Here is a 23,060-nt window from a genome sequence, read left to right as displayed (position 1 = left end):
GCGGGGGAGGGGTCCCCGCGGCCCTCAGGTGATCGGGGTCAGCGGCTCAGGACGCCGAGCAGCTGACGGTCGGCCAGGTCCAGTCCCCGCCGTGCATCACGGTGAAGCCGAACGACGTCGACTGCCCCGCGGCCAAGGTCCCGTTGCCGGCCGGGCGCATCGTCATGACCTTGCCCGAGGAGTCCCACGTGGGCGTGCCGTTCCAGGTGGCGCTGATCCGCTGGCTGGAGCTGACGGTCACGGTCGAGGTCCACGACGAGATGGCGCGGTCGGCCGTGATGGTCACGGTCCCGTTGAAGCGGTCGCCCCACTTCTGGCCCTCGGAGTACGTGGCCGTGCAGCCGTTGCCCCCGGTGGGCGGCGGCGTGGTCTCGCCGGGGTCGGGGTCGGGGTCGCCGCCGCCCTGGCCGTCGTTGAGGACGTTCAGGACCGCGGTGTAGGCGGCCTTCTTCTGGCCGTTGCCGTCGAAGAGCAGCGGGGTGCCGCTCGCCCGCCAGGAGTCGGAGTCGCGCACGCCCCACACGGTGATGCCGGTGCAGCGGGAGACGGCGAGGCACGCCTGCGTGACGCCCTGGTACTGCTCGGCCTGCGAGCTGCCCGAGCCCTCGATGTCCAGCTCGGTGATCTGGACGTCCACGCCGAGGTCGGCGAAGTGCTGGAGCGTCTCGTGGTAGTTGTTCGGCACCGGGTTGCCGCTGTTGAAGTGGGCCTGGAAGCCGACGCAGTCGATCGGCACGCCGCGGGCCTTGAAGTCCTTGACCATGGTGTAGACGCCCTGCGTCTTGGCGTGGGACCAGTTGTCGGTGTTGTAGTCGTTGTAGCAGAGCTTCGCGTTCGGGTCCGCGGCCCGGGCGGCGCGGAAGGCCGCCTCGATCCAGTCGTTGCCGGTGCGCTGGAGGTTGGAGTCCCGGCGGGCACCGGACGAGCCGTCCGCGTACGCCTCGTTGACCACGTCCCACGCGTAGACCTTGCCGCGGTAGTGCGTCGCGACCTGGGTGACGTGGTGGAGCATCGCCTGCCGCAGCTGCGAGCCGCTCATGTTCTGCATCCAGCCCGGCTGCTGGGAGTGCCACGCGAGCGCGTGACCGCGCACCCGCTTGCCGTGGCTGGTGGCCCAGTCGGCGATCCGGTCGCCGGCGGAGTAGTTGAACACCCCCTGCTGCGGCTCGGTGGCGTCCATCTTCATCTCGTTCTCGGCCGTGATCATGCCGAACTCGCGGTCCGCGATCGTCGTGTACTGCGAGTCGTTCAGCTTGCCCTGCGCCAGCGCAGTGCCGAAGTAGCGGCCCTGGTCCGCGGCGGCTTCGTGCAGCGTGCTCCCTGCGGCCTGCGCGCTCAGGGCGGTCGCGGCGAGGATGCCGAGACCGGCCACCGTCGCTCCCACCGCGGCGCGCCATCGCGTCGTCGTGCGCTTCATCGATCCCATCCTTCGTTCGAGCCTGCTCATCCTTGAGTGGTGCTCGGCCACGAGGCCTCGTCATCGAGCGGTCGGGGTCGCCGACGCCCCGAGGCTAGGTAGAAAACGTTTTCGACACAACCCCTGCGGGTGAGTTCCTCGCCGCGACGGCGTCGCCGGTGGCGGCCGGCCGGGCCGGTGGCGGCCGGTGCCGGTCAGCGGGCGGAGCGCTCGCCGAGCCCGAACCGGTCGTGCGGGTCGATGTGCGCGAGGACCTTGTCGAGCGCGCCGGCGAGGGTGCGGACCTCGTCGGGGTCGAGGTCGTCGAAGACGTCCTGGAGCACCGTGCGCGCGTGGCCGGGGGCGCTCGCGACGACCTTGCGCCAGCCCTCGTCGGTGAGGTGGGCGATGGTGGCGCGGCGGTCGTCGGCGGCGGTGCAGCGCTCGACGTAGCCGCGCGCCTCGAGCCGGCGCGCCACGTGCGAGAGGCGGGGGAGGGTGGCGCTGGTGAGCCGGGCGAGCTCGGTCATGCGCAGGTCACGACCGGGCGCCTCGGACAGCATCGCCAGCACCATGTACTCGAAGTGGGTGAGGTCGGAGTCGCGGCGCAGCTGCTGGTCGAGCGTGGCGGGCAGCAGCTCGATCACGGCCTGCAGCCGGAGCCACGTGCGCATCTGCTCGGCGTCGAGCCAGCGCGGCTCGTCGTCGGCCGTCGTCGTGCGCCGGGTGGTGGTCACGTGATCGCCCCTCCTGGTCCGTCACCCCCGAACGAAGGTTGACGCTACAACTATAGCGGTCTATGTTGGTTGTAGCGTCAACCAAATAGGTCGACGACGGATCCTCAGGAGGAACCATGGCCACCATCAGCATCCTCGGCGCCGGGAACATGGGCTCCGCGATCGCGGGCCTGGCGCTCGCCGGCGGGAACGACGTGCAGGTCGTCGCCCGCGACGTCGCCAAGGCCGCGGCCGTGGACGCCGCCGTCACCGCGACCGCGTTCGGCGAGCCGCTCACGGGCGAGATCGTCGTGCTGGCCCTGCCGTACCCCGCGCTCGACGACGTCGTCGCGACCTACGGCGACCAGCTCGCCGGCCGCACCGTGGTCGACCTCACCAACCCGCTCGACTTCGCCACCTTCGACGCGCTCGTCGTGCCCACCGACTCCTCTGCCGCCGCCGGGCTGGCCGAGAAGCTGCCCGACGCGACCGTGCTCAAGGCGTTCAACACGAACTTCGCCGCGACGCTCGTGAGCGGCACCGTCGGCGACGTGCCCACGACCGTCCTCGTCGCGGGCGACGACGCCGCCCCCAAGGCCGCGTTCGCCGCCGCGTTCGACGGCTCCGCCGTCCGCGTCGTCGACGCCGGGTCGCTGAAGCGTGCCCGCGAGCTCGAGGCGCTCGGGTTCCTGCAGCTCACGCTCGCCGCCGGCGAGCAGACGCAGTGGACCACCGGGTTCGCGCTGCTCTGACCCGCGTCGCCACCCGCCCGTCCCAGCACCAGGAGCCGACCATGACCTCGCAGTCCTCGCCGACCCGCCGTCCCGACCTCCTCGCGGCCGAGACCGCGATGGGCGCCGTCACCCTGCACGTGGGCGACCTCGGCGCGATGAGCGCCTACTACCGCGAGGCGATCGCTCTCGAGGAGATCCCGGCCCACGGCGCCCCCGGCCGGGTGGTGCTGGGGCGCGGCGGCGTGCCCGTCGTCGCGCTGCAGCACACGCCGGGGCTGCCGGCGACGGCGCGGAACCAGGCCGGGCTGTTCCACACGGCCGTGCTGTTCGACACCGAGGAGGCGCTCGCGTCCGCCGTCGCGCACGCCGCGCAGCACCCGCTGTCGCGGTTCGCGGGGAACTCCGACCACTGGGTGTCGCGGGCGTTCTACTTCACGGACCCCGAGGACAACGGCATCGAGCTCTACTGGGACCGCCCCCGCGACGTCTGGCAGCGCGACGGCGGCGGGCGCGTCGCGATGGGCTCGGACTGGTTCGACCCCCAGGAGTTCCTGCAGAGGCACCTCACCGAGGACGCCCTGGCGGGCACCGCGGGGCAGGCCGCGCAGGTCGGGCACGTCCACCTCCAGGTGGGCGACATCCCCACGGCGCAGCGGTTCTACGTCGACACCCTCGGCTTCGAGATCATGGCGACGTTCCACGGCGCCCTGTTCGTCGCCGCCGGCGGGTACCACCACCACATGGCGATGAACACCTGGAACAGCGCGGGCGCCGGCCCGCGGGCCGCGACGCTCGGGCTCGGGCAGGTGGCGCTCACCGTGCCGACGCGCGACGAGGTCGGCGCGCTCGCCGACCGGCTGAAGCACGCCGGCGTCGCGACGCGCGACGACGGCCGGACCCTGCGCTTCGACGACCCGTGGAACACGCTCGTCGAGGTGTCTGTGGCCTGACCCGGATCCCCGCCTGTTCGGCAGGGGGCGGTCAGCGGAAGACGACCGTGCGGTGGCCGTCGAGCAGCACGCGGTGCTCGGCGTGCCACCGCACGGCGCGCGCGAGCGTGCGGCGCTCGACGTCCTCGCCGATCGCGACGAGGTCCGCGACGGCGCGGGAGTGGTCCACGCGCTCGACGTCCTGCTCGATGATCGGGCCCTCGTCGAGGTCGCCCGTGACGTAGTGCGACGTCGCGCCGATGAGCTTGACGCCGCGGTCGTGCGCCTGGGCGTACGGGCGGGCGCCCTTGAAGCTCGGCAGGAACGAGTGGTGGATGTTGATGACCTTGCCCTGCAGGTCGCGGCACAGCTCGTCCGACAGGATCTGCATGTACCGCGCGAGCACGACCAGCTCGACGTCGAGCTCGGCCACCAGCTCGCGCAGGCGGTCCTCGGCCTGCGCCTTCGTGTCCTTCGTGACCGGCACGTGGTGGAACGGCTTGCCGTAGAACGCCGCCATGTCCTCGAGGTCGGCGTGGTTGCCCACGACGCCGACGACGTCGACCGGCATCCCCTGGTACCGCTCGCGGTACAGCAGGTCCACCAGGCAGTGCGGCGCCTTGCTGACCAGCACCAGCGTGCGCAGGCGGCGACCGACGACGTCGAGCTGCCAGGTCATGCCGAAGCGCTCCGCCACCGGCGCGACCGCGGCCGTGAGCGCGTCGCGCCCGGCCGACTCCTCGACGTCGAGCGCCACCTGCACCCGCATGAAGAACAGGCCCGAGGCCGGGTCCCCGAACTGCTGCGACTCGGTGATGTTGCCGCCGTGCTCGGCCAGCACGCCGGCCACGGCGTGCACGATCCCGGGGCGGTCGGGGCAGGAGAGGGTCAGCACCCATTCGGTCGTCACCCGCCCATTGTCACCGACGGCCCCGGGCGCGCGACGACACGTCCGCCGTCGGTCTGCCACGATGTCCTCATGAGCGAGGCACGCGGCACTGACGCCCAGGAAGTCCGGCAGGAGAGCGGCGACGACACGCTGCGGATCGCGCTGGTCGAGGACGACCAGGCAGGCGAGCTGCTGACGTTGCGGCGGGCGGCGTTCGTCAGCGAGGCGCAGCTGTACGACGACCCGCACATCCCGCCGCTGACGCAGACGCTGCACGAGCTGCGCGACGACATGGCGCGCGACGACGTCGTGACCGTGGGCGCGTGGGAGGGCCACCGGCTGGTGGGGTCGCTGCGCCTGGAGATCGAGGGGCCGAAGGCGACGCTGGGGCGCCTCGCCGTCGCGCCGGACCAGCAGGCCAAGGGCATCGGCACGTCGCTGATGTTCGCGATCCTGCAGTTCCTGCCGTCCGAGGTGACGGAGGTGTGGGCGTTCACGGGCAAGGACTCGAAGAAGAACCTCGCCATGTACACCAAGCACGGGTACGAGGAGCAGTACGACCGCGCGGCGGGCAAGCTCACGCTGACCTACCTGCGCCGGGTGCTCGACGAGGTCGACGCGAGGAACGCGGCGCAGGAGTCATGACCGACGCCGGCGGGCGGGCGACGCGTCCTCGGTCGCGGCGTCCGTCCATGGCCGACGTCGCGGCCGTCGCCGGGGTCTCCCACCAGACGGTCTCCCGGGTGCTCAACGACCACCCGAGCGTGCGCGGCGAGACCCGCGAACGGGTGCTGGAGGCGATCGCGTCCCTCGGCTACCGGCGCAACAGCGCCGCGCGGGCGCTGGCGACGGCGCGCTCGGCGACGCTCGGCGTGGTGACCACGGGCTCGGCGCTGTTCGGCCCGACCAGCACCCTCATCGCGATCGAGGGCGCGGCGCGGGACGAGGGGTACTTCGTCTCCGTCGCGACCCTGCGGCGCTACGACGCCGAGGCGATGCACGAGGCCCTGGAGCACTTCATGGACCAGGGCGTCGAGGCGATCGTGGTCATCGCGCCGCAGGACGACGTCGCGGCCGCCGTCGAGTCGTTCCGCGCGCCGGTGCCGGTGCTCGTCGTCGCCGCCCTGGAGAAGGTGCCGCGCGACGCGGGCACGACGGCGGCGGGCCCGACGACGCTGTCGCTCGCCGTCGACCAGCGAGCCGGGGCGCGCGCCGCGACCGAGCACCTGCTCGACCTGGGGCACCACGACGTCCTGCACGTGGCCGGGCCGCAGGACTGGTTCGACGCCCGCGAGCGCGCCGCCGGCTGGCGGGAGGCGCTCGAGGCGCGGGGGATCGCGCCGAGCCGACCGCGGTACTGCAGCTGGTCCGCCGAGGACGGCTACACCGCGGGCCGCGACCTCGCCGAGGCCGTGGTGGCGCACGAGGGCCCGACGGCGGTGTTCGCGGGGAACGACCAGCTCGCGCTCGGCATCCTCCGCGCGTTCTGGGAGCGGGGCCTCTCGGTGCCCGACGACGTGTCGGTGGTGGGCTTCGACGACGTCGCGGGGGCCGCGTACTTCGTGCCGCCGCTGACCACGGTGCGCCAGCCGTTCGGGGTGCTGGGGGAGCGCAGCGTGGCGATGGTCGTCGCGGCCCTGGCCGGCGGCACCGTGCCGACCGAGCGGATCGTGCCCCAGCTCGTCGTGCGCTCCAGCACGGCGCCGCCCCCCGCCCGCTGACCGCGGACTCGTCGACCGCGGACTCGTTGACCGCCGCCGTGACGGCTGGGTAGATTCGGCGCGTTCGCAGTTCTACATCGTTGTAGAGGAGTCACGATGCACAGATCTCTCAGGCGGGCCCGCGCCGCGGCGGCCGGGGTGCTCACCACGGCGCTGCTGGGTGCCTCGCTGGTCGCCGCCACGACCGTCGGGCCGGCGACGGCCACGCCCGGCGCCGCCGAGCGCGGGCGCCCGGCCGCGTCTGCGCCGACCGGCGGCCTCTCGGTCACGGGCGAGACCTCGCCGGTGCACGACCCGGCGCTCGTCGTCGGCGACGACGGCACCTGGCGCGTGTACACCACGGGCCTGGTGAACCGGGAGAACGGCGGCACGATCCAGATGTGGTCGAGCCACGACGAGGGCGTGACCTGGGTCTACGACGGCACCGTCTGGGACGAGATCCCCGCCTGGATCGACGAGCGCTTCGCGGCGGACGGCGACGGCGTGCTGCCCGACAACCTCTGGGCGCCGGAGGTCTACGAGCACGACGGCACCTACTACCTGTACTACTCGGCGTCGCGCTTCGGCACGAACACCTCGGTCACGGCGCTCGCGACCAACACGACCCTCGACCCGGACGACCCGGACTACGCGTGGGTCGACCAGGGGCCGGTGATCGACTCGCCCCAGGACATCGCCGGCGGCAAGACGTTCAACGCGATCGACGCGGGCATCGTCGAGGGGGCGGACGGCACCCCGTACATGGCGATCGGGTCGTACTGGTACGGCGTCTTCCTCGTCGAGCTCGAGTGGCCCAGCGGCAAGCTCGCCGACGGCGCGCTGGAGAACGCCACGCACCTGGTGGACCGCATGATGCCGGGCAACCCCGTGGAGGCGCCGTACGTCTATGAGCGCGACGGCTGGTACTACCTGTTCGTCTCGTTCGACCGGTGCTGCCAGGGCCTCGACAGCACCTACCAGGTGGCGGTCGGGCGGTCGCGCGACGTCGCGGGGCCGTACCTCGACCAGGACGGCAAGGACCTGGCCGACGGCGGTGGCACGGTGCTGCTCTCGTCGCACGGCGCGGTCGTGGGGCCGGGTGGCCAGTCGGTGTCCGACGGCGTGCTCGCGTTCCACTACTACGACGGCGCGAACGCCGAGATCCCGGGCTTCCCGACGCTCGGCCTGCAGCGCCTGGCCTGGGAGGACGGCTGGCCGGTGGTGGACCGGACGGTCGAGGAGCCGACGGTCACGGCGGACCCGCGCGACGTGACCGTGCGCGGCAACCGACCCGCGTCGTTCGAGGTCCGCGTGTCCGGCACCCCGGTCCCTGTCGTCACGTGGGAGACCTCGGTCGACGACGGCACGACCTGGACGCCCGCCGAGGCGCCCGCGACGCGCGCCGTCGACGGCGCCGCGCGCTGGACGCTCAAGCACGCCGGGCGCGAGCCGGACGGCCTGCTGGCTCGCGCCGTCGTCGCCAACGCCCACGGCGAGGTGCGCAGCGAGCCGGCGCGGCTCGACGTCGTGCGGCACCGGTAGCGCCGGGAGGCATCGAGCGTGCTGACGTGATCCTCAAGCGTCGAGAATGAGGAGCAAGTCAGCACGTTCGATGCGCGGAGAGCCGGGCTTGGGTCCGCGCCATGTGAGCGCTAACATGGATCGACCACCACGACGCCCGACCGGGCGGGGACGGAGCAGGGGATGGCGGAGCAGGGCACGGGCGACGTGACGGAGATCCGGGACGCGATCGCCGCCGGGAGGACGACGCTCGGCATCGAGCTCGGCTCGACCAACATCAAGGCGTGCCTGATCGGGCCCGACCACGCGCCGCTCGCGAGCGGCTCGCACGCGTGGGAGAACGAGCTCGTCGACGGGGTGTGGACCTACGCGCTCGACGCCGTGCACGCCGGTCTGCAGGGCGCGTACGCCGCGCTCGTGGCCGACGTCGAGCAGCGCTACGGCGTCCGCCCCACGAGCTACGCCGCGCTCGGCGTCTCCGCGATGATGCACGGCTACCTGCCGTTCGACGCCGACGGCGAGCTGCTCGTCCCGTTCCGCACCTGGCGCAACACGAGCACCGGCCCCGCGGCCGCCGAGCTGTCCGCGCTCTTCGGGCACAACATCCCGCTGCGCTGGTCGATCGCCCACCTCTACCAGGCGATCCTCGACGACGAGCCGCACGTGCCCCAGGTCGCGTCGTTCACCACGCTGGCCGGCTACGTGCACCGGGCACTGACCGGGCGGCACGTGCTCGGCGTCGGCGACGCGTCGGGCATGTTCCCGATCGACCCGGCCACGGGCGACTACGACGCGCGGATGCTGGAGCAGTTCCGGCACCTCGCCGCCGCCAAGCGCCCGGGCCTGCACGTCGAGGGCCTGCTGCCGCAGGTGCTCACCGCGGGCGAGGACGCCGGCCGGCTCACCGCCGAGGGCGCCGCGCTGCTCGACCCCACGGGCACCCTGCGGCCCGGCGTCCTCCTCTGCCCGCCCGAGGGCGACGCCGGCACCGGCATGGTCGCCACGGGCTCGGTCGCGCCGCGCACCGGCAACATCAGCGCGGGCACGTCGATCTTCGCGATGGTCGTGCTCGAGCGGCCGCTGACCTCCGTGCACCACGAGCTCGACCTCGTCACCACGCCCGCCGGCGACCTCGTCGCGATGGTGCACTGCAACAACGGCGCCAGCGAGCTCGACGCGTGGGCCGGCGTCTTCGGCCAGTTCGCGGCCGCCCTGGGGCAGCCCGTCGAGCCCGACGCCGTCTTCGGCGCGCTCTTCCGGGCCGCGCTCGACGGCGCCCCCGACGGCGGCGGGCTGCTCGCGTACAACTACCTCGCCGGCGAGCCCATCACCGGCCTCGACGAGGGCCGCCCCCTCGTGGTGCGCACCCCCGACAGCCGCCTGACGCTGGCGAACTTCGCGCGCACGCAGCTCTACGGCGTGTTCGGCACGCTCGCGCTCGGCATGCGCGTCCTGCACGGCGAGGGCGTCGCGATCGACACGATGTTCGCGCACGGGGGCCTGTTCAAGACGGCGGGCGTCGCCCAGCGGCTGCTGGCCGGCGCGATCGACGCCCCCGTCGCCGTCGGGCAGACGGCGGGGGAGGGCGGCGCCTGGGGCATCGCCGTCCTCGCGGCGTACGCCGCCGCCCGGGCCGAGGCCGACGCCGGCGCCCTCGACGCCTACCTGGCCGAGCGCGTCTTCGCCGACGCCCGGCTCGACGTCGCCGAGCCCGACGCGGACGACGTCGCCGGCTTCGCCGCCTACCTGGAGCGGTACTCCGCCGGCCTCGCGGTCGAGCGCGCCGCCACCGCAGCCCTCTGACGACACCCGCAGTCGACGAACCGCACCCCCGCACTGGAGAAGCACATGAGCACCCCCACCGAGGTCCCCGCGCACCTGCGCGCCGCCGTCGACGCCGCCAAGGAGAAGGTCGCGGCCCTGCACGCCGAGCTGCCCCGCTGGGAGCTCGTCGTGTGGACCGCCGGCAACGTGTCCGAGCGGGTCCGCGACGACCGCACCCCCGACGGCTCGGGCGACCTCCTGGTCATCAAGCCGTCCGGCGTCGCCTACGACGACATCACCCCCGGGTCGATGGTGGTCTGCGACCTGGACGGGAAGCTCGTCGAGGGCGACCGGTCGCCGTCGTCGGACACCGCGGCGCACGCCTACGTGTACGCGCACATGCCCGAGGTGGGCGGCGTCGTGCACACGCACTCCACCTACGCGACGGCGTGGGCCGCCCGCGCCGAGGAGATCCCCTGCGTGCTCACGATGATGGCCGACGAGTTCGGCGGCCCGATCCCCGTGGGGCCGTTCGCGATCATCGGCGACGACTCCATCGGCCGCGGCATCGTCGAGACCCTGAGCGGTCACCGCAGCCCGGCCGTCCTGATGCGCAACCACGGCCCGTTCACCATCGGCAAGGACGCCCGCGCCGCGGTGAAGGCCGCCGTGATGGTCGAGGAGGTGGCCCGCACGGTGCACGTGTCGCGCCAGCTCGGCGAGCCGCTGCCCATCGCGCAGGAGCACGTGGACTCCCTGTACGCCCGTTACCAGAACGTCTACGGCCAGCACTGAGCCCGGTCAGGGCTTCGCCAGGCTCGACCATCGACGCAGACTTCCGAAGGAGACACACCCCATGAGCAAGCCGTACGCCGACCGCGAGGTCTGGTTCTTCACCGGCAGCCAGGACCTGTACGGGCCCGAGACGCTGGAGCAGGTCGCCCAGCAGTCGCAGGAGGTCGCCCGCGCGCTCGACGCGTCGTCCGACGTCCCCGCGAAGGTCGTCTGGAAGCCCGTGCTCAAGGACGCCGGCTCGATCCGCCGCGCGATGCTCGACGCGAACGCGGACGACAAGGTGCTCGGCGTCATCACGTGGATGCACACGTTCAGCCCGGCGAAGATGTGGATCTCCGGCCTCGACGCGCTGCGCAAGCCGCTGATGCACCTGCACACGCAGGCGAACGTCGAGCTGCCGTGGGCGGACATCGACTTCGACTTCATGAACCTCAACCAGGCCGCGCACGGCGACCGCGAGTACGCCTACCTGGCCACGCGCCTGGGCGTCGCGCGCACCACCGTCGTCGGGCACGCGTCCAACCCGGCCGTGACCCGCCGCGTCGGCACCTGGGTGCGCGGCGCCGCGGGCTGGGCCGCCACGCACGAGCTGAAGCTGGTGCGCTTCGGCGACAACATGCGGAACGTCGCCGTCACCGAGGGGGACAAGACGGAGGCCGAGCTGCGCTTCGGCGTCTCGGTGAACACGTGGGGCGTCAACGACCTGGTCGAGGCCGTCGAGGCCGTGGACGACGCCGCGGTCGACGCGCTGGTCGCGGAGTACGAGGAGCTCTACGACGTCGTCCCCGAGCTGCGGAAGGGCGGCGAGCGGCACGAGTCGCTGCGCTACGCGGCCCGCCAGGAGATCGCCATGGAGGCGTTCCTCGAGGAGCGCGGCGCCAAGGCGTTCACCACGAACTTCGAGGACCTCGGTGCCCTGCGCCAGCTGCCCGGCATCGCCGTCCAGCGCCTCATGAGCAAGGGCTACGGCTTCGGCGCCGAGGGCGACTGGAAGACGGCCGTCCTGGTGCGCGCGGCCAAGGTCATGGGCGAGGGGCTGCCCGGCGGCGCCTCCCTCATGGAGGACTACACCTACGACCTCACCCCCGGCTCCGAGCTCATCCTCGGCGCCCACATGCTCGAGGTCTGCCCCTCCCTCACGACGTCGAAGCCGCGCGTGGAGATCCACCCGCTCGGCATCGGCGGCAAGGAGGACCCGGTCCGCATGGTGTTCGACGCCGACGCGACCGAGGGCGCCGTCGTCGTCTCGCTCGCCGACATGCGCGACCGCTTCCGCCTCACCGCGAACGTGGTCGACGTCGTGCCGCCGACGCAGGACCTGCCGAACCTCCCCGTGGCCCGCGCCGTCTGGGCCCCGCGCCCCGACTTCACCACCTCCGCCGAGGCCTGGCTGACCGCCGGCGGCGCGCACCACACGGTGATGTCGACCGCCGCGGGCGTCGAGGCGTTCGAGGTGTTCGCGAACATCGCGCGCACCGAGCTGCTCGTCATCGACGAGGACACCACGCGCCGCGGCTTCGCCGACCAGGTGCGCTGGAACCAGGTGTACTACCGCCTCGCCCAGGGGCTCTGAGCACGACCACCGGCGAGCGGGGCGGGGGGGGGGGGGGGGTGGCCCCCCCCCCCCCCCGCCGCCCGGGGGGTCCCCGCCGTTACCCCCCCCCGGCGCTATATTTTGGCCTCCCCCCCGCCGGGCCGGCGCCCGAGGATGGCGGGATGGACCGCACGTTCGACGAGCTCGTCGGCGAGGCCGACGCCGCACCGATGTCCGGCTGGGACTTCTCCTGGCTGGAGGGCCGCGCCACGGAGGAGCGCCCGAGCTGGCGCTTCTCCCGGCTCCTGCACGACCGGCTCGGCACGGTCGACACCGCGCTCGACCTGCAGACGGGCGGGGGCGAGGTGCTCGCCGCCGCGCCGGCGCTCCCCCGCCTGCTGGTCGCCACCGAGGGCTGGCCGCCCAACGTCGCGGCCGCCACCCGGCTGCTGCACCCGCGCGGCGTGGCCGTCGTCGCGCACGACGACGCCGGACCGGGCTCGCCGCCCCTGCCCTTCGCGGACGGCGCGTTCGACCTCGTCACGAGCCGGCACCCGGTCGCGCCCCGCTGGGCGGAGATCGCGCGCGTACTGCGTCCGGGCGGGACGTACCTGGCGCAGCACGTCGGGCCGGCGAGCGTCTTCGAGCTCGTCGAGTTCTTCCTCGGCCCCCAGCCCGAGGAGGTCCGGCGCGGCCGCGACCCGGAGGACGAGGTGGCCGCCGCCCGCGCCGCCGGGCTCGAGCTCGTCGACCTGCGGGTCGAGCGGCTGCGGATCGCGTTCTACGACGTCGGCGCCGTCGTCTGGTTCCTGCGCAAGGTGGTGTGGATGGTGCCGGGCTTCACGGTCGACGCGTACCGGACCGAGCTGCGCGACCTGCACGAACGGATCCTGGCCGACGGCCCGTTCGTCGCGCACTCGGCCCGGCACCTGGTGGAGCTGCGCCGGTAGCGGCGGTCAGGACAGGGCGGGCACCGCGAGCTCGACCAGCTCGTCCGCCTGCTCGACGAACCACTGCCCGGCGGGCGGGTCCACCATGCCGCGCTCGGGGTCGAGCGGGCCGCCGGTGCCGCGGAAGCACTGGCCGTCGGACTCCCCCGGCACCTTGATCCACAGGTAGGCGTCGACCAGCGGCTCGCCCGTGTCCAGCGTGGGCCGCAGGCCCAGCCCGCGCCCGGGCGGGTTGCACCAGTCCTCGGCGTCGGAGTACACGTTCTCGGAGGTCGCCGGGTCCCACGGCCCCTGCCCGTCGCGCGAGGTGTCGACGACGAACGGCGTCGTGGCGCGCACGTCACCGAGCTGCTCGGCGTACCGCGAGTCCACGCCCGCCGTGCTCAGCGCCGGGTCGGCGGCGTCCGCGGACCACCGCCCGTACGGCGACATCTCCACGCCCGACCACCCGTTCGCGGGGCCGCCGTTCCAGTACTGGTTCCCGCAGTCGCCGAACGCCCCGCCCGCCTGCGTGACGAGCGCGAGGCACGACGAGATCCAGCGCCCGTACGCCACCGAGTTCTCGGTGTACTGGTAGTTCGAGGCGTTGAGGAAGAACCCGTCCGCCCGGTCGACGCCCGCCTTGAGGAGGCGGTCCGTGTTGTCGCCGACGTTGAGCCACTTGCTGTTGCCCGCGTCGAGGTAGACCTTCGTGCCCGGCAGCGCGCCCAGGGTGTCCACCGCGTGGTTGAGCATGGCGAATCGCTCAGCGGCGGCCGTCTCAGGGTCCGCCTCCGCCGGCTGGCACCACTCCTGGTTGCCCTCGACGGTCGTGTACCAGGGGATGATGCCGAGCCCGTCGGGCTCGAGGATCACGACCGCCTGCTTGGTGCCGATCCCGCGCGCGAACCCGTCGATCCACGCGGTGTACTCCGCGAGCGACGTCGCGCCGCCCGCGGAGTACTGCGCGCAGTCGCGGAAGGGGAGGTTGTAGGCGACCATCACGGGGACCGCCTTGTCGGCGTGCGCGTGCACGACGACGTCCTTGACGTCCTGCTTCACCTCGCGCGGCGTGCCGCCGGTGAACCAGCTCGCGGAGGGGATGCCTGCGAGCGCGAGCGCGTCGTCGCGCGCGTCCCCCGTCAGGCCGAGCTCCTCGACGTGACCGATCGTCGAGCTGTCCGGGTCCACCCACAGCTGCGGGTCCGGGGGCGGTGGCGGCGCCGCCGACGCCGAGAGCCCGCCGAGGGCGAGGCCCGCGGCCGCGGCGAGGACGACGGCCGACCGGACCGCCGTCGGGATGGAGGCAAGACGAGAGGAACCGAGGACCACGGCGATCTCCTTTGATCGGCGCCCGCATGATGAGAGCGCTCCCACGCTGCTGTCGGTCCCAGCGTGCCACAGCGCCCCGGCCGAGGCCAGGGTCGGTCCGCCCCGGCCCGGCTCGACCCCCACGGGGCCCGCCCGTGACGGGATCGTGACGGGATCGTGTCCGTATCGCGAGGCAACGAGGCGGCTGGTCACAGGCCCGCCCCTACGATGGCAGCCATGATCTTCAAGGCCGTGGGGGACGGCCGTCCCTACCCCGACCACGGGCACGTCACCGCCAAGGACTGGGTGGACGTGCCGCCGCGCCAGGTGCGTCTCGACGAGCTCGTCACCACCAAGCGCACGCTGGACCTCGACCACCTGCTCGCGGAGGACTCGACGTTCTTCGGCGACCTCTTCGCCCACGTCGTCGAGTACCGGGGCGTGCTGTACCTCGAGGACGGTCTGCACCGCGCCGTGCGGGCCGCCCTCCAGCAGCGGCCCGTGCTGCACGCCCGCGTCCTCGTGCTCCGGTGACTCCCGCCACGACCGGCGGCGCTCCCGCGAACGATCCCCCGAACTCGGGTAGTTTCTTCGCGTGACATCACCTGCCCCTGACCCGGTCCGCGAGACGCGCCGCAAGCGCGAGCACGAGCGGCAGGCCGTGGTCTTCGGGCTCCTCATCGCGTTCCTGCTGCTCGCGGGCCTGGCGGCCGCGGCGATGTACTCGGGCGCGTTCAGCTCGCCGTTCTCGCGACCCATCTACACGCCGGTCGCCGAGGCGCCGCAGCCCGAGCCGTGCCTGCCGCAGGTCAAGGGCCAGCCCGACGGCGCCCTGCCCGTGCCGTACTCGAAGGTCAAGGTACGCGTCTACAACGCCGCCGACGGCAGCGAGCCGCTCGCCGGCGCGAACGAGGACGTCCTGAGCGAGCGCGGGTTCAACATCGTCGACACCGGCAACTGGGTGGAGAAGCTGGGCCAGTCGGAGGTGCGCTTCGGCACCAAGGGCATCACCCGCGCCTACACCCTCGCGGCCCAGTACCCCGACGTCCGCCTCGTGCTCGACGACCGCAAGGGCAACACCGTCGACCTGCTGGTGGGCGAGGAGTACAGCCCGCCGCTCAGCGAGGACAGCGTGCTGCTGAACGCCGAGACCCCGATGAAGGACGTCGAGGGGTGCGTGCCCGCCGACGAGATCACGCCGATCCCCCAGGTGACCCTGCCCAAGAAGTAGGGCCGAGCCACCCGGGGCGGGGCGTCAGTCCGTCGTCCCGGCCGCCGCGGGAGCCGACGCCGGCGAGGCCGGCTCCTGGCCGGTGCCGCGCCACCGCGCGATCGCGCGCATGCCGTGGTAGATCACCAGCGCCGCCGCGGTGCCGATCGCGATGCCCTCGAAAGTGAGGTCGCCGGCGGAGAACGTGAAGTTCGCGATGCCGATGATCAGCGGGACGGCGGCGGTGGTGAGGTTCACCGGGTTGCCGAAGTCCACCTTGCCCTGCACCCAGATGCGGGCGCCCAGGATGCCGATCATGCCGTAGAGCATCGTCGTCGCCCCGCCGAGCACGCCCGCAGGGATGGTGGCGATGAGCTCGCCGAACTTGGGCGACATCGACAGCAGCAGGGCCGTCACGGCGGCCACCCAGTACGCGGCCGTCGAGTACACGCGGGTCGCGGCCATGACCCCGATGTTCTCGGCGTACGTCGTGGTGCCGGAGCCGCCGCCCACGCCCGCGAGCGTCGTCGCGAGGCCGTCGCTGAACAGGGCCTTGCCGGCGACGTCGTCGAGGTTCTTGCCCGTCATCGCCGCGACCGACTTCACGTGGCCGACGTTCTCCGCGACCAGCACGAGCACCACCGGCACGAACAGGCCCAGCACCGCCGGCTCGAACGACGGGGTGACGAAGTGCGGGAAGCCGAACCAGTCGGCCGACCGGACCGCGTCGAAGCTCACCTGGCCCTGGAGCATCGCGGCGACGTAGCCGATCACCACGCCGACCAGGATCGACAGGCGGCCGATGATGCCCTTGAACAGCACGGTGACGAGGATGATCGCCGCGAGCGTGATCGTCGCCGTGAGCGGCGCGGCCCGGAACCCGCTGTCGCACGCCTGCACGATCTCGCCGTCGACGACGGACTCGGTGCACGTGCCCCAGGCCGCTGGCGCCAGGTTGAGGCCGATGAGCGCGACGATCGTGCCCGTCACGACCGGCGGCATCACGACGTCGATCCAGCGGGCGCCGGCGAAGTGCACCAGAGCGCCGATCGCCGCGAGCACCAGGCCGGTGACGAGGATGCCGCCGACGGCCACCGACTCGCCGTGCGACGCCGTCGCGGCCGTGATCGGCGCGATGAAGGCGAAGCTCGACCCCAGGTAGCTGGGCAGCCGGTTGCGCGTGATCAGCAGGAACAGCGCCGTGCCGATCGCCGAGAAGAACAGCGTCGTCGCGGGCGAGAACCCGGTGATCAGCGGCACGATGAACGTGGAGCCGAACATGGCCACCACGTGCTGCATGCCGATGCCGATGGTGCGCGGCCAGCTCAGCCGCTCGTCGGGGGCGACGACGTCGCCGGGGGCGACGTGCCTGCCGTCACCGTGCTTGGTCCAGCCGAGGCTCATGGTGCTCCGTCCGTCGGGCCCGCGTGCGGGCCGCCGTGCTCACCGCTGTCGCTCGCCCGTGAACGTCCGGTGAAGATTGCCGCCGCACAGCGTACTGGCCCGCACCGCCCCCGGTTCACCCCCGCGGCAGCCGGTGCCCCACCAGCGCGAGGTTCTGGATCGTGGCGAGGCTGCACTGGGCGGCGTCGTTCGTGGACAGCGTCCGCGCCTCGTCGATCCGCACCAGGGTCTCGGGCGGCAGCACCGGCACGGGGTGGAAGGCCTCCTCGCCCATGAACTCCCCGCCGCGGAAGTACGCGCGCCACGCGACGTCGGCCAGGCCGTCGTCGCCGGGCCGAGCCGCGGCGTACGCGGCGAGACGGGAGTGCGCCTGCTCGAGGTTCGTGCCCGACGGCGCGACGCCGAGCTCGGCCTCCTGCTCCGCCGGCGTCGCGAGGTAGAGGCGGCAGTACTGCAGCCACGCCTCCTTGAAGCCGGGGGCGTCGACGAGGCCCGCGTCGACCAGCGACACCAGCTCCGAGCAGATCTCGACCAGCCCGAAGACGGCGGACAGGTGCGAGACGGTGACGCGGTCGCGGTCGGTGGCGAACCGGCCCGTGCCCAGGTCGTACAGCGCCTCGCCGGTGAAGAAGCCGTGCCTCAGCGCGCCGATGTCGGTCATGGTGCCGACCAGCCGGTCGCGCGACCGCTCGTTCCCCGTCGCCTCCCAGTCCGCGAGCCACGTGGCGGCCAGGGCGCTCCAGTCCGTGCCGAGCCCGACCGCGAGCGCTTCGGGCCGCGGGCGGTACGTGGCGGCGTCGGGCCGCACCTTGCGCGTCGGGTCGAGCCCGAGGAAGTTCCGGTCGGAGTCGCGCAGCTCGAGCATGAGGTCGCGCGTGTGCTCGTCGCCGGTGAGGAAGTAGTGCGGCCGCCGGTACGCCGGCGTCGAGATGCGCACCTGCTTGGCGCTGCACCCCCAGTGCTGCACGTTGTGCCGGCTGCCCAGCCCCTGCCACGGGCCGGCGTGGTAGACGTCCACGTCGCCCGTGTGGCGGGTCATGCGCTCGGCGAGCCGGAAGACGTCGGCCCGGCCCGTGCGCAGGAACGACGTCCACAGCCACAGGTCCGGGGAGAGCTCGGAGTTGTCCCAGGCGTAGCCGCCGACGTCGTAGCGCCACACGTGCCGGTCGGGGTCGTAGGCGTGCATGACGTCGCCGTAGCTCCAGAACCCGTACCAGGAGCGCTGGTCCACCTGACCGACGTAGAAGTCGAGCATGGTGGCGAGCCGGTCCTCCAGCGCCGCCCGCTCGGGGGTGCCCCGGTCGACGAGGTCCCAGTCGCCGAGCACGCGCGCCGCGTGCAGCGCCCCGGGGGTGGGCACGAGCTGGGGCCGAGCGGCGGTGCCTGCGGCGAGGCGCGCGAGCGCGTCGGCGTCGGGCGTGCCGGCGAACGCGGTGACGGTGAGCTCGTGCGTGCGGCCGATGCCGTGCGCGTTCCCGAACCCCGGCTCGTAGTCCTCGTAGGTGATCTCGAGGGCGTCGAGCTGGTCGTCGTACGTGTCCTGGCCGAGGCCGTCGTGGTAGAAGCGCAGGTCCATCGGCGCGGCGTCGGGAGACCACAGCCAGGTCGTGAGGGAGCCGACGTCGGACGTCGCGCGCTCGACGTCGATCCCGGTCGGGTGCGACTGCCAGAACCCGGTGAGCCCGACGGCGAGGCCGCCGCCCGTGTCCCCCAGGTAGCCCAGACCCTCGGACCGCGTGCCCTGCGCGACGTCGATCCACGGCCGGTCCGGCGCCGTCCGCTTGTGCACGGTGAAGCCGTGCGCGGAGAGCTGGCGCAGCGACCAGGCCTCCCAGGTCGGCACCCAGCGCAGCCGGCCGGAGACGCGCTCGTCCCACTCCTCCAGCGGCGGCGTCGCGCGGCCCGCCACCTGGGCCGCGCGCACCTCCGCGCCCGGGTCCCGGCGCAGCCCGGTCACGCCCTGCACCGCCTCGCGCACCAGCCCGCCGTCCGCCCCCGAGAGGCGCACGTGCCGGTCGTAGGGCGCGGCGCGCAGCGGGACGTCGAAGCGCAGGCCGAGCGACGACAGGAAGTCGCGCTCGGGGTCGCCGTCCCACACGAACGAGTGCACCAGCCGGAACGTCGGGGCCCCGGCCGCGAGCACCAGCCGCAGCGTGAACGGCAGCCAGGCGGGCGCGCCGTCCTCGTGGGCCCGGTCGACGTCGCGGTGCGCGCCCGTCACCCGCACGACGGCGCGCACCGGTCCGGCCTGCTCGACGACGACGTCGCGCACCACGCCCACCGACTCGCGCCGTCCCCGGTGGTCGGGCTCCGGGCGGTCCTGCCGGCTGGACACCAGCCGCCCCGCGCGCGCCACCTCCACGCCGCGCACCCGCACGGACCGCACGACGTCAGGACCGGAACGCCCCACGACCACCGTGCACGCGCCCGTGTCCACGACCACCTCGTCGTCGTGCTGCGCCACCGTGACCGCGGGCCCGGCGCCGTCCTGCGTGGCGTCCGGCACGCCCTCGGGGGCGGCGACGACGCGGTAGGACGCGCTGGGCGGCGTCGCCGCGCCGAGGGCGACGCCGGACCACTTCACGCTGCCGTCGGGCCACGTCGCGAGCGGCCACGTCTGCGCCGGGACGACACGTCCCCAGGCGTCCACGACGGCGAGCTCCGCGGCGTCGCGCACCACGCCCGGGCGGAACGGGACGCCGCAGGTGACGCCCCCGACCGTGAGGTCGGGCGCGACGTCGTCGAGCCAGTGCAGCGGGACGTGGACCCCGTCCGGGGTCTCGACGGACTCGGTCAGCGGGGATGCGGCGGGGGCGGTGGTCATGACAGCGGGGTCACCTCGAGGTTGCGGTAGTGGGCGACGAGCGGGGCCATCTGCCGGAAGCCGATCCGGCCGGCGCCCAGCGGCGCGTCGTCGTGGAACGTGAAGAGGGTGAGGTCGTCGATCGCGAAGGCGACGTCGGCGCCGCGCTTGGTGACGCGCACGCGGTAGTGGCCGTCGGCGTCGTCGGGCCCGGGCAGCGGGTCGGCCCCCTGCGCGACGAGGCGGAAGCCGGGGCTCTTGCGCAGGTTGCAGGTGCGGAACCGCTTCTCGGACGCCCACTTGCGGCGCAGGTAGGACACGTGGAGCGTCGACACGTCGCCCGAGTGGTACTGCGGGTAGAACCCCGTGCGCTCGGCCAGCGAGGGGTCGAAGAGGTCGCGGTCGTCGGTGCCCGTCGCGGCGAAGAACAGCATCGCCAGGCCGTCGCCGGCCAGCGGCCGGAAGTCCCACGCGACCTCGACGTCCGCCGGGAAGACCTCCGGGCACCAGCAGGTGAAGTGCGCGTGGTCCCCGCGGCCGTCGGCGTCGAGCGCGGCCTCGTCGGCCGTGCTGCGCAGCACCAGGCCGCCGTCGCGGTGCTCGACGCCGACGGGCCCCTCCGCCACCCACCCCGTGAGGTCGCCGGGACCGGCCAGGGCGTTGCGATAGGGGGCTGTCACGGCTGCATCACCCACGCCCCGAGCGGCTCCTCCGCGTCGTGCACGCCGTCGAGCGACGCCAGGGCCTCGCCCACGTAGCGGGCGACGGCGCGCGCCCCCGCCGTCGTGAAGTGGGTGTTGTCCTTGGCCAGCTTCTCGTCGACGGGCAGACCCGCCGCCGCGGCGGCGCCGTGCGGGAAGAGGGCCGCCGACGCGTCGCGGCCCAGCCACCCGTACAGCCAGCGCGTGAACGCGGTGAGGTCGAGCACCGGCACGTCGAGCTCGTGCCCGAGGGCCCGGACCGCCGCCGGGTACGGCCCGTGCGACCAGCGCAGCGCTCCGTCGCCGTCGAACAGGCGGCGCTCGACGCTCGTGGCCAGCACGGGCCGCGCCCCGTTCGCGCTCGCCTCCGCGACGAACCGCGCGAGCCGCTCCGTGTACCCGCCCTCGGCCGCGAGCTCGTCGGGCTCCTTCTGGTCGTTGTGCCCGAACTGGATCACCACCGTGTCGCCGGGCCGCAGCTCGGCGAGCAGCTTCTCCCAGCGCCCCTCGGCCCGGAACGACGCCGTGGTGGCCCCTCCGATCGCGTGGTTGCGCACGACGTCGTCCGTGAACGCCGCGAGCTCGTCGCCCCAGCCCAGCAGCGGGATCTCCGGGTACCCCGAGGTGCGGCCGTGGTCGGTGGGGGCGACGGTCGAGTCGCCCGCGAGGTGGATGGTCATGTCAGCCCTTCACGCTCCCGATCAGCATGCCCTTGGCGAAGTGCTTCTGGAGGAACGGGTAGGCCAGGAGCACGGGGATGGTGGCCACGATGACCACCGCGAACTTGATGCCCTGCGCGGGCGGGGGCAGCTCGGCGCCCATGTCCTGCGCTGACAGCGACGCCGACGCGGTGACCTGCCGCAGGAACATCTGCAGGGTCCACATGTCCTGGTCGTTCAGGTACAGCAGCGGGGACATGTAGTCGTTCCAGATGCCGACGGCGTAGAACAGCGCGAACGTCGCGAGCACCGGCTTCGACAACGGGATCACGACGTGCCGCAGGATCTGCAGCTCGTGCGCGCCGTCGATCTTGGCGGACTCCTCCAGCTCCTGGGGCAGCTGCTGGAAGAAGTTCTTGATGATGATCAGGCTGAACGGGTTGATCGCCATCGGCAGGATCAGCGCCCAGTACGAGTCGAGCAGGCCGAGCTGCTTGACCACCAGGAACGTGGGGATCATGCCCGCGGAGAACACCATCGTGAACACGACGACGGTCATGATGGTGCGCCGCCCGGGCAGGTCGACCTTCGACAGCGGGTAGGCCATCAGCGCCGTCAGCGCGAGCTGGACGAGCGTGCCGACCAGGGTCACGACGACGGTGGTGACGAAGGCCCGCACGAACGCGTCCGAGGACAGGATCGAGGCATAGGAGTCGGTCGTGAAGTCCCGCGGCCACAGGAAGAACGGTCGCGTGGTGATCTCCAGCTCGGTCGCGAACGACCCCGCGAGCACGTACAGGAACGGCAGCAGCGCCAGCAGGCCGACGGCGACGAGCAGCACGACGTTGACGACGTCGAACGCCCGGCCCGCACGGGTGTTGAACCGCTGGTGCTGCGTGGAGGGCCGGGACGCGCGCCGGGACGCGGGGCCGGGCGCCACGGTGGGCGTGGTGGGCACGGTGGTGAGCGGTGCGGCCATCAGAAGATCCCCTGCTGGTTGAAGCGCTTGGCGAGCCAGTTGGTGCCGAAGATCAGCACCAGCCCGACGATCGCCTTCGACAGGCCCACCGCGGTGGAGTAGGAGTACGCGCCCTGCTGGATGCCGGTGAAGTACACGTACGTGTCGAACACGTCCGCGACGGTGCGGTTGAGCGCGTTGGACATGAGGTAGATCTGCTCGAAGCCGGTGTTGAGGATCTCCCCGGTCTGCAGGATGAGCATCACGATGATCGTCGGGCGGATGGCGGGCAGCGTGATGTGCCAGGTGCGCTGCCAGCGGCCCGCGCCGTCGATGACGGCGGCCTCGTACTGCTCCTGGTCCACGCTGGCCAGGGCGGCGAGGAAGATGATCGTGCCCCACCCGGTGGACTTCCAGATCGTCTGGAGCAGGATCAGCGGGCGGAACCAGTCCGGGTCGGCCAGGTAGTTGGTCTCCGTGCCGGTGAGCCCGTCCAGGAAGGACGACAGCGGGCCGGTCCCGATCGCGAACAGCAGCGCGGTCAGCGACACCACGACCGTCCAGGACAGGAAGTGCGGGATGTAGACCAGCGTCTGCACCGTGCGCTTGAGCACCGACAGCCGCACCTCGTTGAGCAGCAGCGCCAGCACGATCGTCAGCGGGAACGCCACGCACAGGCTCAGCGCGGCCAGGATCAGCGTGTTGCCCAGCAGCCGCGGGAAGTCGGGGTTGGAGAAGAACTCCTGGAAGTGGTGCCAGCCCACCCACTCCGACCCCTGGATCCCCAGGAACGGCACGTAGTTCTTGAACGCGATCTGCGCGCCCCACATCGGCCAGATGCGGAACAGCAGGAAGTACAGGATGCCCGGCAGCATCATCACCAGCAGCCACCGGTAGCGCACCACCCGGGCCCAGCCGCGGTGCGGCCGGCGGGGCGCGGGAGGGGCGGCGGGCGCGGGCGTGCCGGCCTGCTCGACGTCGACGACGGCGGTCATCGCAGCCTCCTTCTCGGACGGGGTGCGGGGCCGGGCACCGAGGCCCCGCCCCCCACCCGAGGGGATGAGCCGAGCAGGGCCTAGAGCACGGTCATCACGGCCCGGAACCCCG

Annotated in this window: 21 protein-coding genes; 11 read left to right on the top strand and 10 right to left on the bottom strand. The window is 73.0% G+C overall.

Annotated elements, in window-relative coordinates:
* Positions 1 to 46: 46 nt before the first annotated feature.
* Positions 47 to 1,417 (bottom strand): endo-1,4-beta-xylanase, encoded by a 1,371-nt coding sequence (locus tag ACFWEK_RS04640; RefSeq protein WP_430553253.1) that lies wholly within the window; start codon positions 1,415 to 1,417, stop codon positions 47 to 49.
* A 194-nt stretch (positions 1,418 to 1,611) separates the two neighbouring features.
* A complete protein-coding gene (locus ACFWEK_RS04635; RefSeq protein WP_430553252.1) occupies positions 1,612 to 2,133 on the bottom strand; it encodes a MarR family winged helix-turn-helix transcriptional regulator in 522 nt (173 codons plus the stop codon).
* Between the two features lie 116 nt (positions 2,134 to 2,249).
* On the opposite strand from ACFWEK_RS04635, the gene ACFWEK_RS04630 reads away from it, so the two are divergent.
* The gene (locus tag ACFWEK_RS04630) at positions 2,250 to 2,864 is read left to right on the top strand and encodes an NADPH-dependent F420 reductase (protein ID WP_430553251.1); all 615 of its coding nucleotides are present in this window, start codon (positions 2,250 to 2,252) and stop codon (positions 2,862 to 2,864) included.
* Positions 2,865 to 2,905: 41 nt separating this feature from the next.
* Entirely contained in the window at positions 2,906 to 3,796 is an 891-nt protein-coding gene (locus ACFWEK_RS04625; protein ID WP_430553250.1) for a VOC family protein, read from the top strand.
* Between the two features lie 31 nt (positions 3,797 to 3,827).
* On the opposite strand, the gene purU is transcribed toward ACFWEK_RS04625, so the two are convergent.
* The gene (gene purU / locus ACFWEK_RS04620) at positions 3,828 to 4,685 is read right to left on the bottom strand and encodes a formyltetrahydrofolate deformylase (RefSeq protein ID WP_430553249.1); all 858 of its coding nucleotides are present in this window, start codon (positions 4,683 to 4,685) and stop codon (positions 3,828 to 3,830) included.
* A 69-nt stretch (positions 4,686 to 4,754) separates the two neighbouring features.
* On the opposite strand from purU, the gene ACFWEK_RS04615 reads away from it, so the two are divergent.
* From ACFWEK_RS04615 to ACFWEK_RS04585, 7 genes are all read left to right on the top strand, one after another.
* Positions 4,755 to 5,309 carry a GNAT family N-acetyltransferase gene (locus ACFWEK_RS04615; protein WP_430546626.1) on the top strand — a complete coding sequence of 185 codons (555 nt, stop codon included), beginning with the start codon at positions 4,755 to 4,757 and terminating at the stop codon, positions 5,307 to 5,309.
* A 47-nt stretch (positions 5,310 to 5,356) separates the two neighbouring features.
* Complete coding sequence (locus ACFWEK_RS04610; RefSeq protein ID WP_430553248.1) at positions 5,357 to 6,385, top strand: LacI family DNA-binding transcriptional regulator; 1,029 nt, start codon at positions 5,357 to 5,359, stop codon at positions 6,383 to 6,385.
* A gap of 96 nt (positions 6,386 to 6,481) precedes the next feature.
* Positions 6,482 to 7,906: a glycoside hydrolase family 43 protein gene (locus tag ACFWEK_RS04605; RefSeq protein ID WP_430553247.1), complete on the top strand. Its 1,425-nt coding sequence runs from the start codon at positions 6,482 to 6,484 to the stop codon at positions 7,904 to 7,906.
* A 162-nt stretch (positions 7,907 to 8,068) separates the two neighbouring features.
* A complete protein-coding gene (locus ACFWEK_RS04600) occupies positions 8,069 to 9,688 on the top strand; it encodes a xylulokinase (RefSeq protein ID WP_430553246.1) in 1,620 nt (539 codons plus the stop codon).
* 45 nt (positions 9,689 to 9,733) lie between these two features.
* Positions 9,734 to 10,444, top strand: coding sequence for an L-ribulose-5-phosphate 4-epimerase (locus ACFWEK_RS04595; RefSeq protein ID WP_430546622.1), 711 nt, complete (start codon positions 9,734 to 9,736; stop codon positions 10,442 to 10,444).
* A 61-nt stretch (positions 10,445 to 10,505) separates the two neighbouring features.
* Positions 10,506 to 12,017: an L-arabinose isomerase gene (gene araA / locus ACFWEK_RS04590; RefSeq protein WP_430553245.1), complete on the top strand. Its 1,512-nt coding sequence runs from the start codon at positions 10,506 to 10,508 to the stop codon at positions 12,015 to 12,017.
* Positions 12,018 to 12,160: 143 nt separating this feature from the next.
* Positions 12,161 to 12,928, top strand: a complete 768-nt coding sequence (locus tag ACFWEK_RS04585; RefSeq protein ID WP_430553244.1) for a class I SAM-dependent methyltransferase — start codon at positions 12,161 to 12,163, stop codon at positions 12,926 to 12,928.
* A 6-nt stretch (positions 12,929 to 12,934) separates the two neighbouring features.
* Here the strand turns inward: ACFWEK_RS04585 and ACFWEK_RS04580 are convergent, their stop codons facing one another.
* A complete protein-coding gene (locus ACFWEK_RS04580) occupies positions 12,935 to 14,239 on the bottom strand; it encodes a glycoside hydrolase family 6 protein (RefSeq protein ID WP_430553243.1) in 1,305 nt (434 codons plus the stop codon).
* 216 nt (positions 14,240 to 14,455) lie between these two features.
* Between ACFWEK_RS04580 and ACFWEK_RS04575 the strand changes: the two genes are divergently transcribed.
* Complete coding sequence (locus tag ACFWEK_RS04575) at positions 14,456 to 14,752, top strand: type II toxin-antitoxin system VapB family antitoxin (protein ID WP_430546060.1); 297 nt, start codon at positions 14,456 to 14,458, stop codon at positions 14,750 to 14,752.
* A 61-nt stretch (positions 14,753 to 14,813) separates the two neighbouring features.
* A complete protein-coding gene (locus ACFWEK_RS04570; RefSeq protein ID WP_430546059.1) occupies positions 14,814 to 15,449 on the top strand; it encodes a LytR C-terminal domain-containing protein in 636 nt (211 codons plus the stop codon).
* A gap of 24 nt (positions 15,450 to 15,473) precedes the next feature.
* On the opposite strand, the gene ACFWEK_RS04565 is transcribed toward ACFWEK_RS04570, so the two are convergent.
* The 6 genes from ACFWEK_RS04565 to ACFWEK_RS04540 all read right to left on the bottom strand — a co-directional run bounded on the left by ACFWEK_RS04565 (position 15,474) and on the right by ACFWEK_RS04540 (position 22,948).
* Complete coding sequence (locus ACFWEK_RS04565) at positions 15,474 to 16,832, bottom strand: uracil-xanthine permease family protein (protein WP_430546058.1); 1,359 nt, start codon at positions 16,830 to 16,832, stop codon at positions 15,474 to 15,476.
* Positions 16,833 to 16,947: 115 nt separating this feature from the next.
* Positions 16,948 to 19,656 (bottom strand): Tat pathway signal sequence domain protein, encoded by a 2,709-nt coding sequence (locus ACFWEK_RS04560; RefSeq protein ID WP_430553242.1) that lies wholly within the window; start codon positions 19,654 to 19,656, stop codon positions 16,948 to 16,950.
* The gene (locus tag ACFWEK_RS04555; protein ID WP_430546056.1) at positions 19,653 to 20,315 is read right to left on the bottom strand and encodes a DUF1961 family protein; all 663 of its coding nucleotides are present in this window, start codon (positions 20,313 to 20,315) and stop codon (positions 19,653 to 19,655) included. Before ACFWEK_RS04555 ends, ACFWEK_RS04560 begins: the two co-directional genes overlap by 4 nt.
* Positions 20,312 to 21,016: a rhamnogalacturonan acetylesterase gene (locus ACFWEK_RS04550; RefSeq protein ID WP_430553241.1), complete on the bottom strand. Its 705-nt coding sequence runs from the start codon at positions 21,014 to 21,016 to the stop codon at positions 20,312 to 20,314. Before ACFWEK_RS04550 ends, ACFWEK_RS04555 begins: the two co-directional genes overlap by 4 nt.
* A 1-nt stretch (position 21,017) precedes the next feature.
* On the bottom strand, positions 21,018 to 21,974 hold the full coding sequence (locus ACFWEK_RS04545) for a carbohydrate ABC transporter permease (RefSeq protein WP_430546054.1): 957 nt from the start codon (positions 21,972 to 21,974) through the stop codon (positions 21,018 to 21,020).
* Entirely contained in the window at positions 21,974 to 22,948 is a 975-nt protein-coding gene (locus ACFWEK_RS04540) for an ABC transporter permease (protein ID WP_430553240.1), read from the bottom strand. The genes ACFWEK_RS04545 and ACFWEK_RS04540 overlap by 1 nt, the downstream gene beginning before the upstream one ends.
* Between the last annotated feature and the right edge of the window lie 112 nt (positions 22,949 to 23,060).

It is taken from the genome of Isoptericola sp. NPDC060257 (assembly GCF_042726645.1).
Taxonomy (GTDB): domain Bacteria; phylum Actinomycetota; class Actinomycetes; order Actinomycetales; family Cellulomonadaceae; genus Isoptericola; species Isoptericola nanjingensis.
The sequence above is the reverse complement of the archived record's forward strand: the minus strand, read 5'-3'. Positions and strand labels throughout refer to the sequence as shown.

Excerpts from the sequence above, each read along its gene's own strand:
- ACFWEK_RS04640 (WP_430553253.1), bottom strand. The coding sequence starts at position 1,417 with ATGAAGCGCACGACGACGCGATGGCGCGCCGCGGTGGGAGCGACGGTG.
- ACFWEK_RS04630 (WP_430553251.1), top strand. The coding sequence starts at position 2,250 with ATGGCCACCATCAGCATCCTCGGCGCCGGGAACATGGGCTCCGCGATC.
- ACFWEK_RS04625 (WP_430553250.1), top strand. The coding sequence starts at position 2,906 with ATGACCTCGCAGTCCTCGCCGACCCGCCGTCCCGACCTCCTCGCGGCC.
- ACFWEK_RS04615 (WP_430546626.1), top strand. The coding sequence starts at position 4,755 with ATGAGCGAGGCACGCGGCACTGACGCCCAGGAAGTCCGGCAGGAGAGC.
- ACFWEK_RS04610 (WP_430553248.1), top strand. The coding sequence starts at position 5,357 with ATGGCCGACGTCGCGGCCGTCGCCGGGGTCTCCCACCAGACGGTCTCC.
- ACFWEK_RS04605 (WP_430553247.1), top strand. The coding sequence starts at position 6,482 with ATGCACAGATCTCTCAGGCGGGCCCGCGCCGCGGCGGCCGGGGTGCTC.
- ACFWEK_RS04600 (WP_430553246.1), top strand. The coding sequence starts at position 8,069 with ATGGCGGAGCAGGGCACGGGCGACGTGACGGAGATCCGGGACGCGATC.
- ACFWEK_RS04595 (WP_430546622.1), top strand. The coding sequence starts at position 9,734 with ATGAGCACCCCCACCGAGGTCCCCGCGCACCTGCGCGCCGCCGTCGAC.
- araA (WP_430553245.1), top strand. The coding sequence starts at position 10,506 with ATGAGCAAGCCGTACGCCGACCGCGAGGTCTGGTTCTTCACCGGCAGC.
- ACFWEK_RS04585 (WP_430553244.1), top strand. The coding sequence starts at position 12,161 with ATGGACCGCACGTTCGACGAGCTCGTCGGCGAGGCCGACGCCGCACCG.
- ACFWEK_RS04575 (WP_430546060.1), top strand. The coding sequence starts at position 14,456 with ATGATCTTCAAGGCCGTGGGGGACGGCCGTCCCTACCCCGACCACGGG.
- ACFWEK_RS04565 (WP_430546058.1), bottom strand. The coding sequence starts at position 16,832 with ATGAGCCTCGGCTGGACCAAGCACGGTGACGGCAGGCACGTCGCCCCC.
- ACFWEK_RS04560 (WP_430553242.1), bottom strand. The coding sequence starts at position 19,656 with ATGACCACCGCCCCCGCCGCATCCCCGCTGACCGAGTCCGTCGAGACC.
- ACFWEK_RS04550 (WP_430553241.1), bottom strand. The coding sequence starts at position 21,016 with ATGACCATCCACCTCGCGGGCGACTCGACCGTCGCCCCCACCGACCAC.
- ACFWEK_RS04545 (WP_430546054.1), bottom strand. The coding sequence starts at position 21,974 with ATGGCCGCACCGCTCACCACCGTGCCCACCACGCCCACCGTGGCGCCC.
- ACFWEK_RS04540 (WP_430553240.1), bottom strand. The coding sequence starts at position 22,948 with ATGACCGCCGTCGTCGACGTCGAGCAGGCCGGCACGCCCGCGCCCGCC.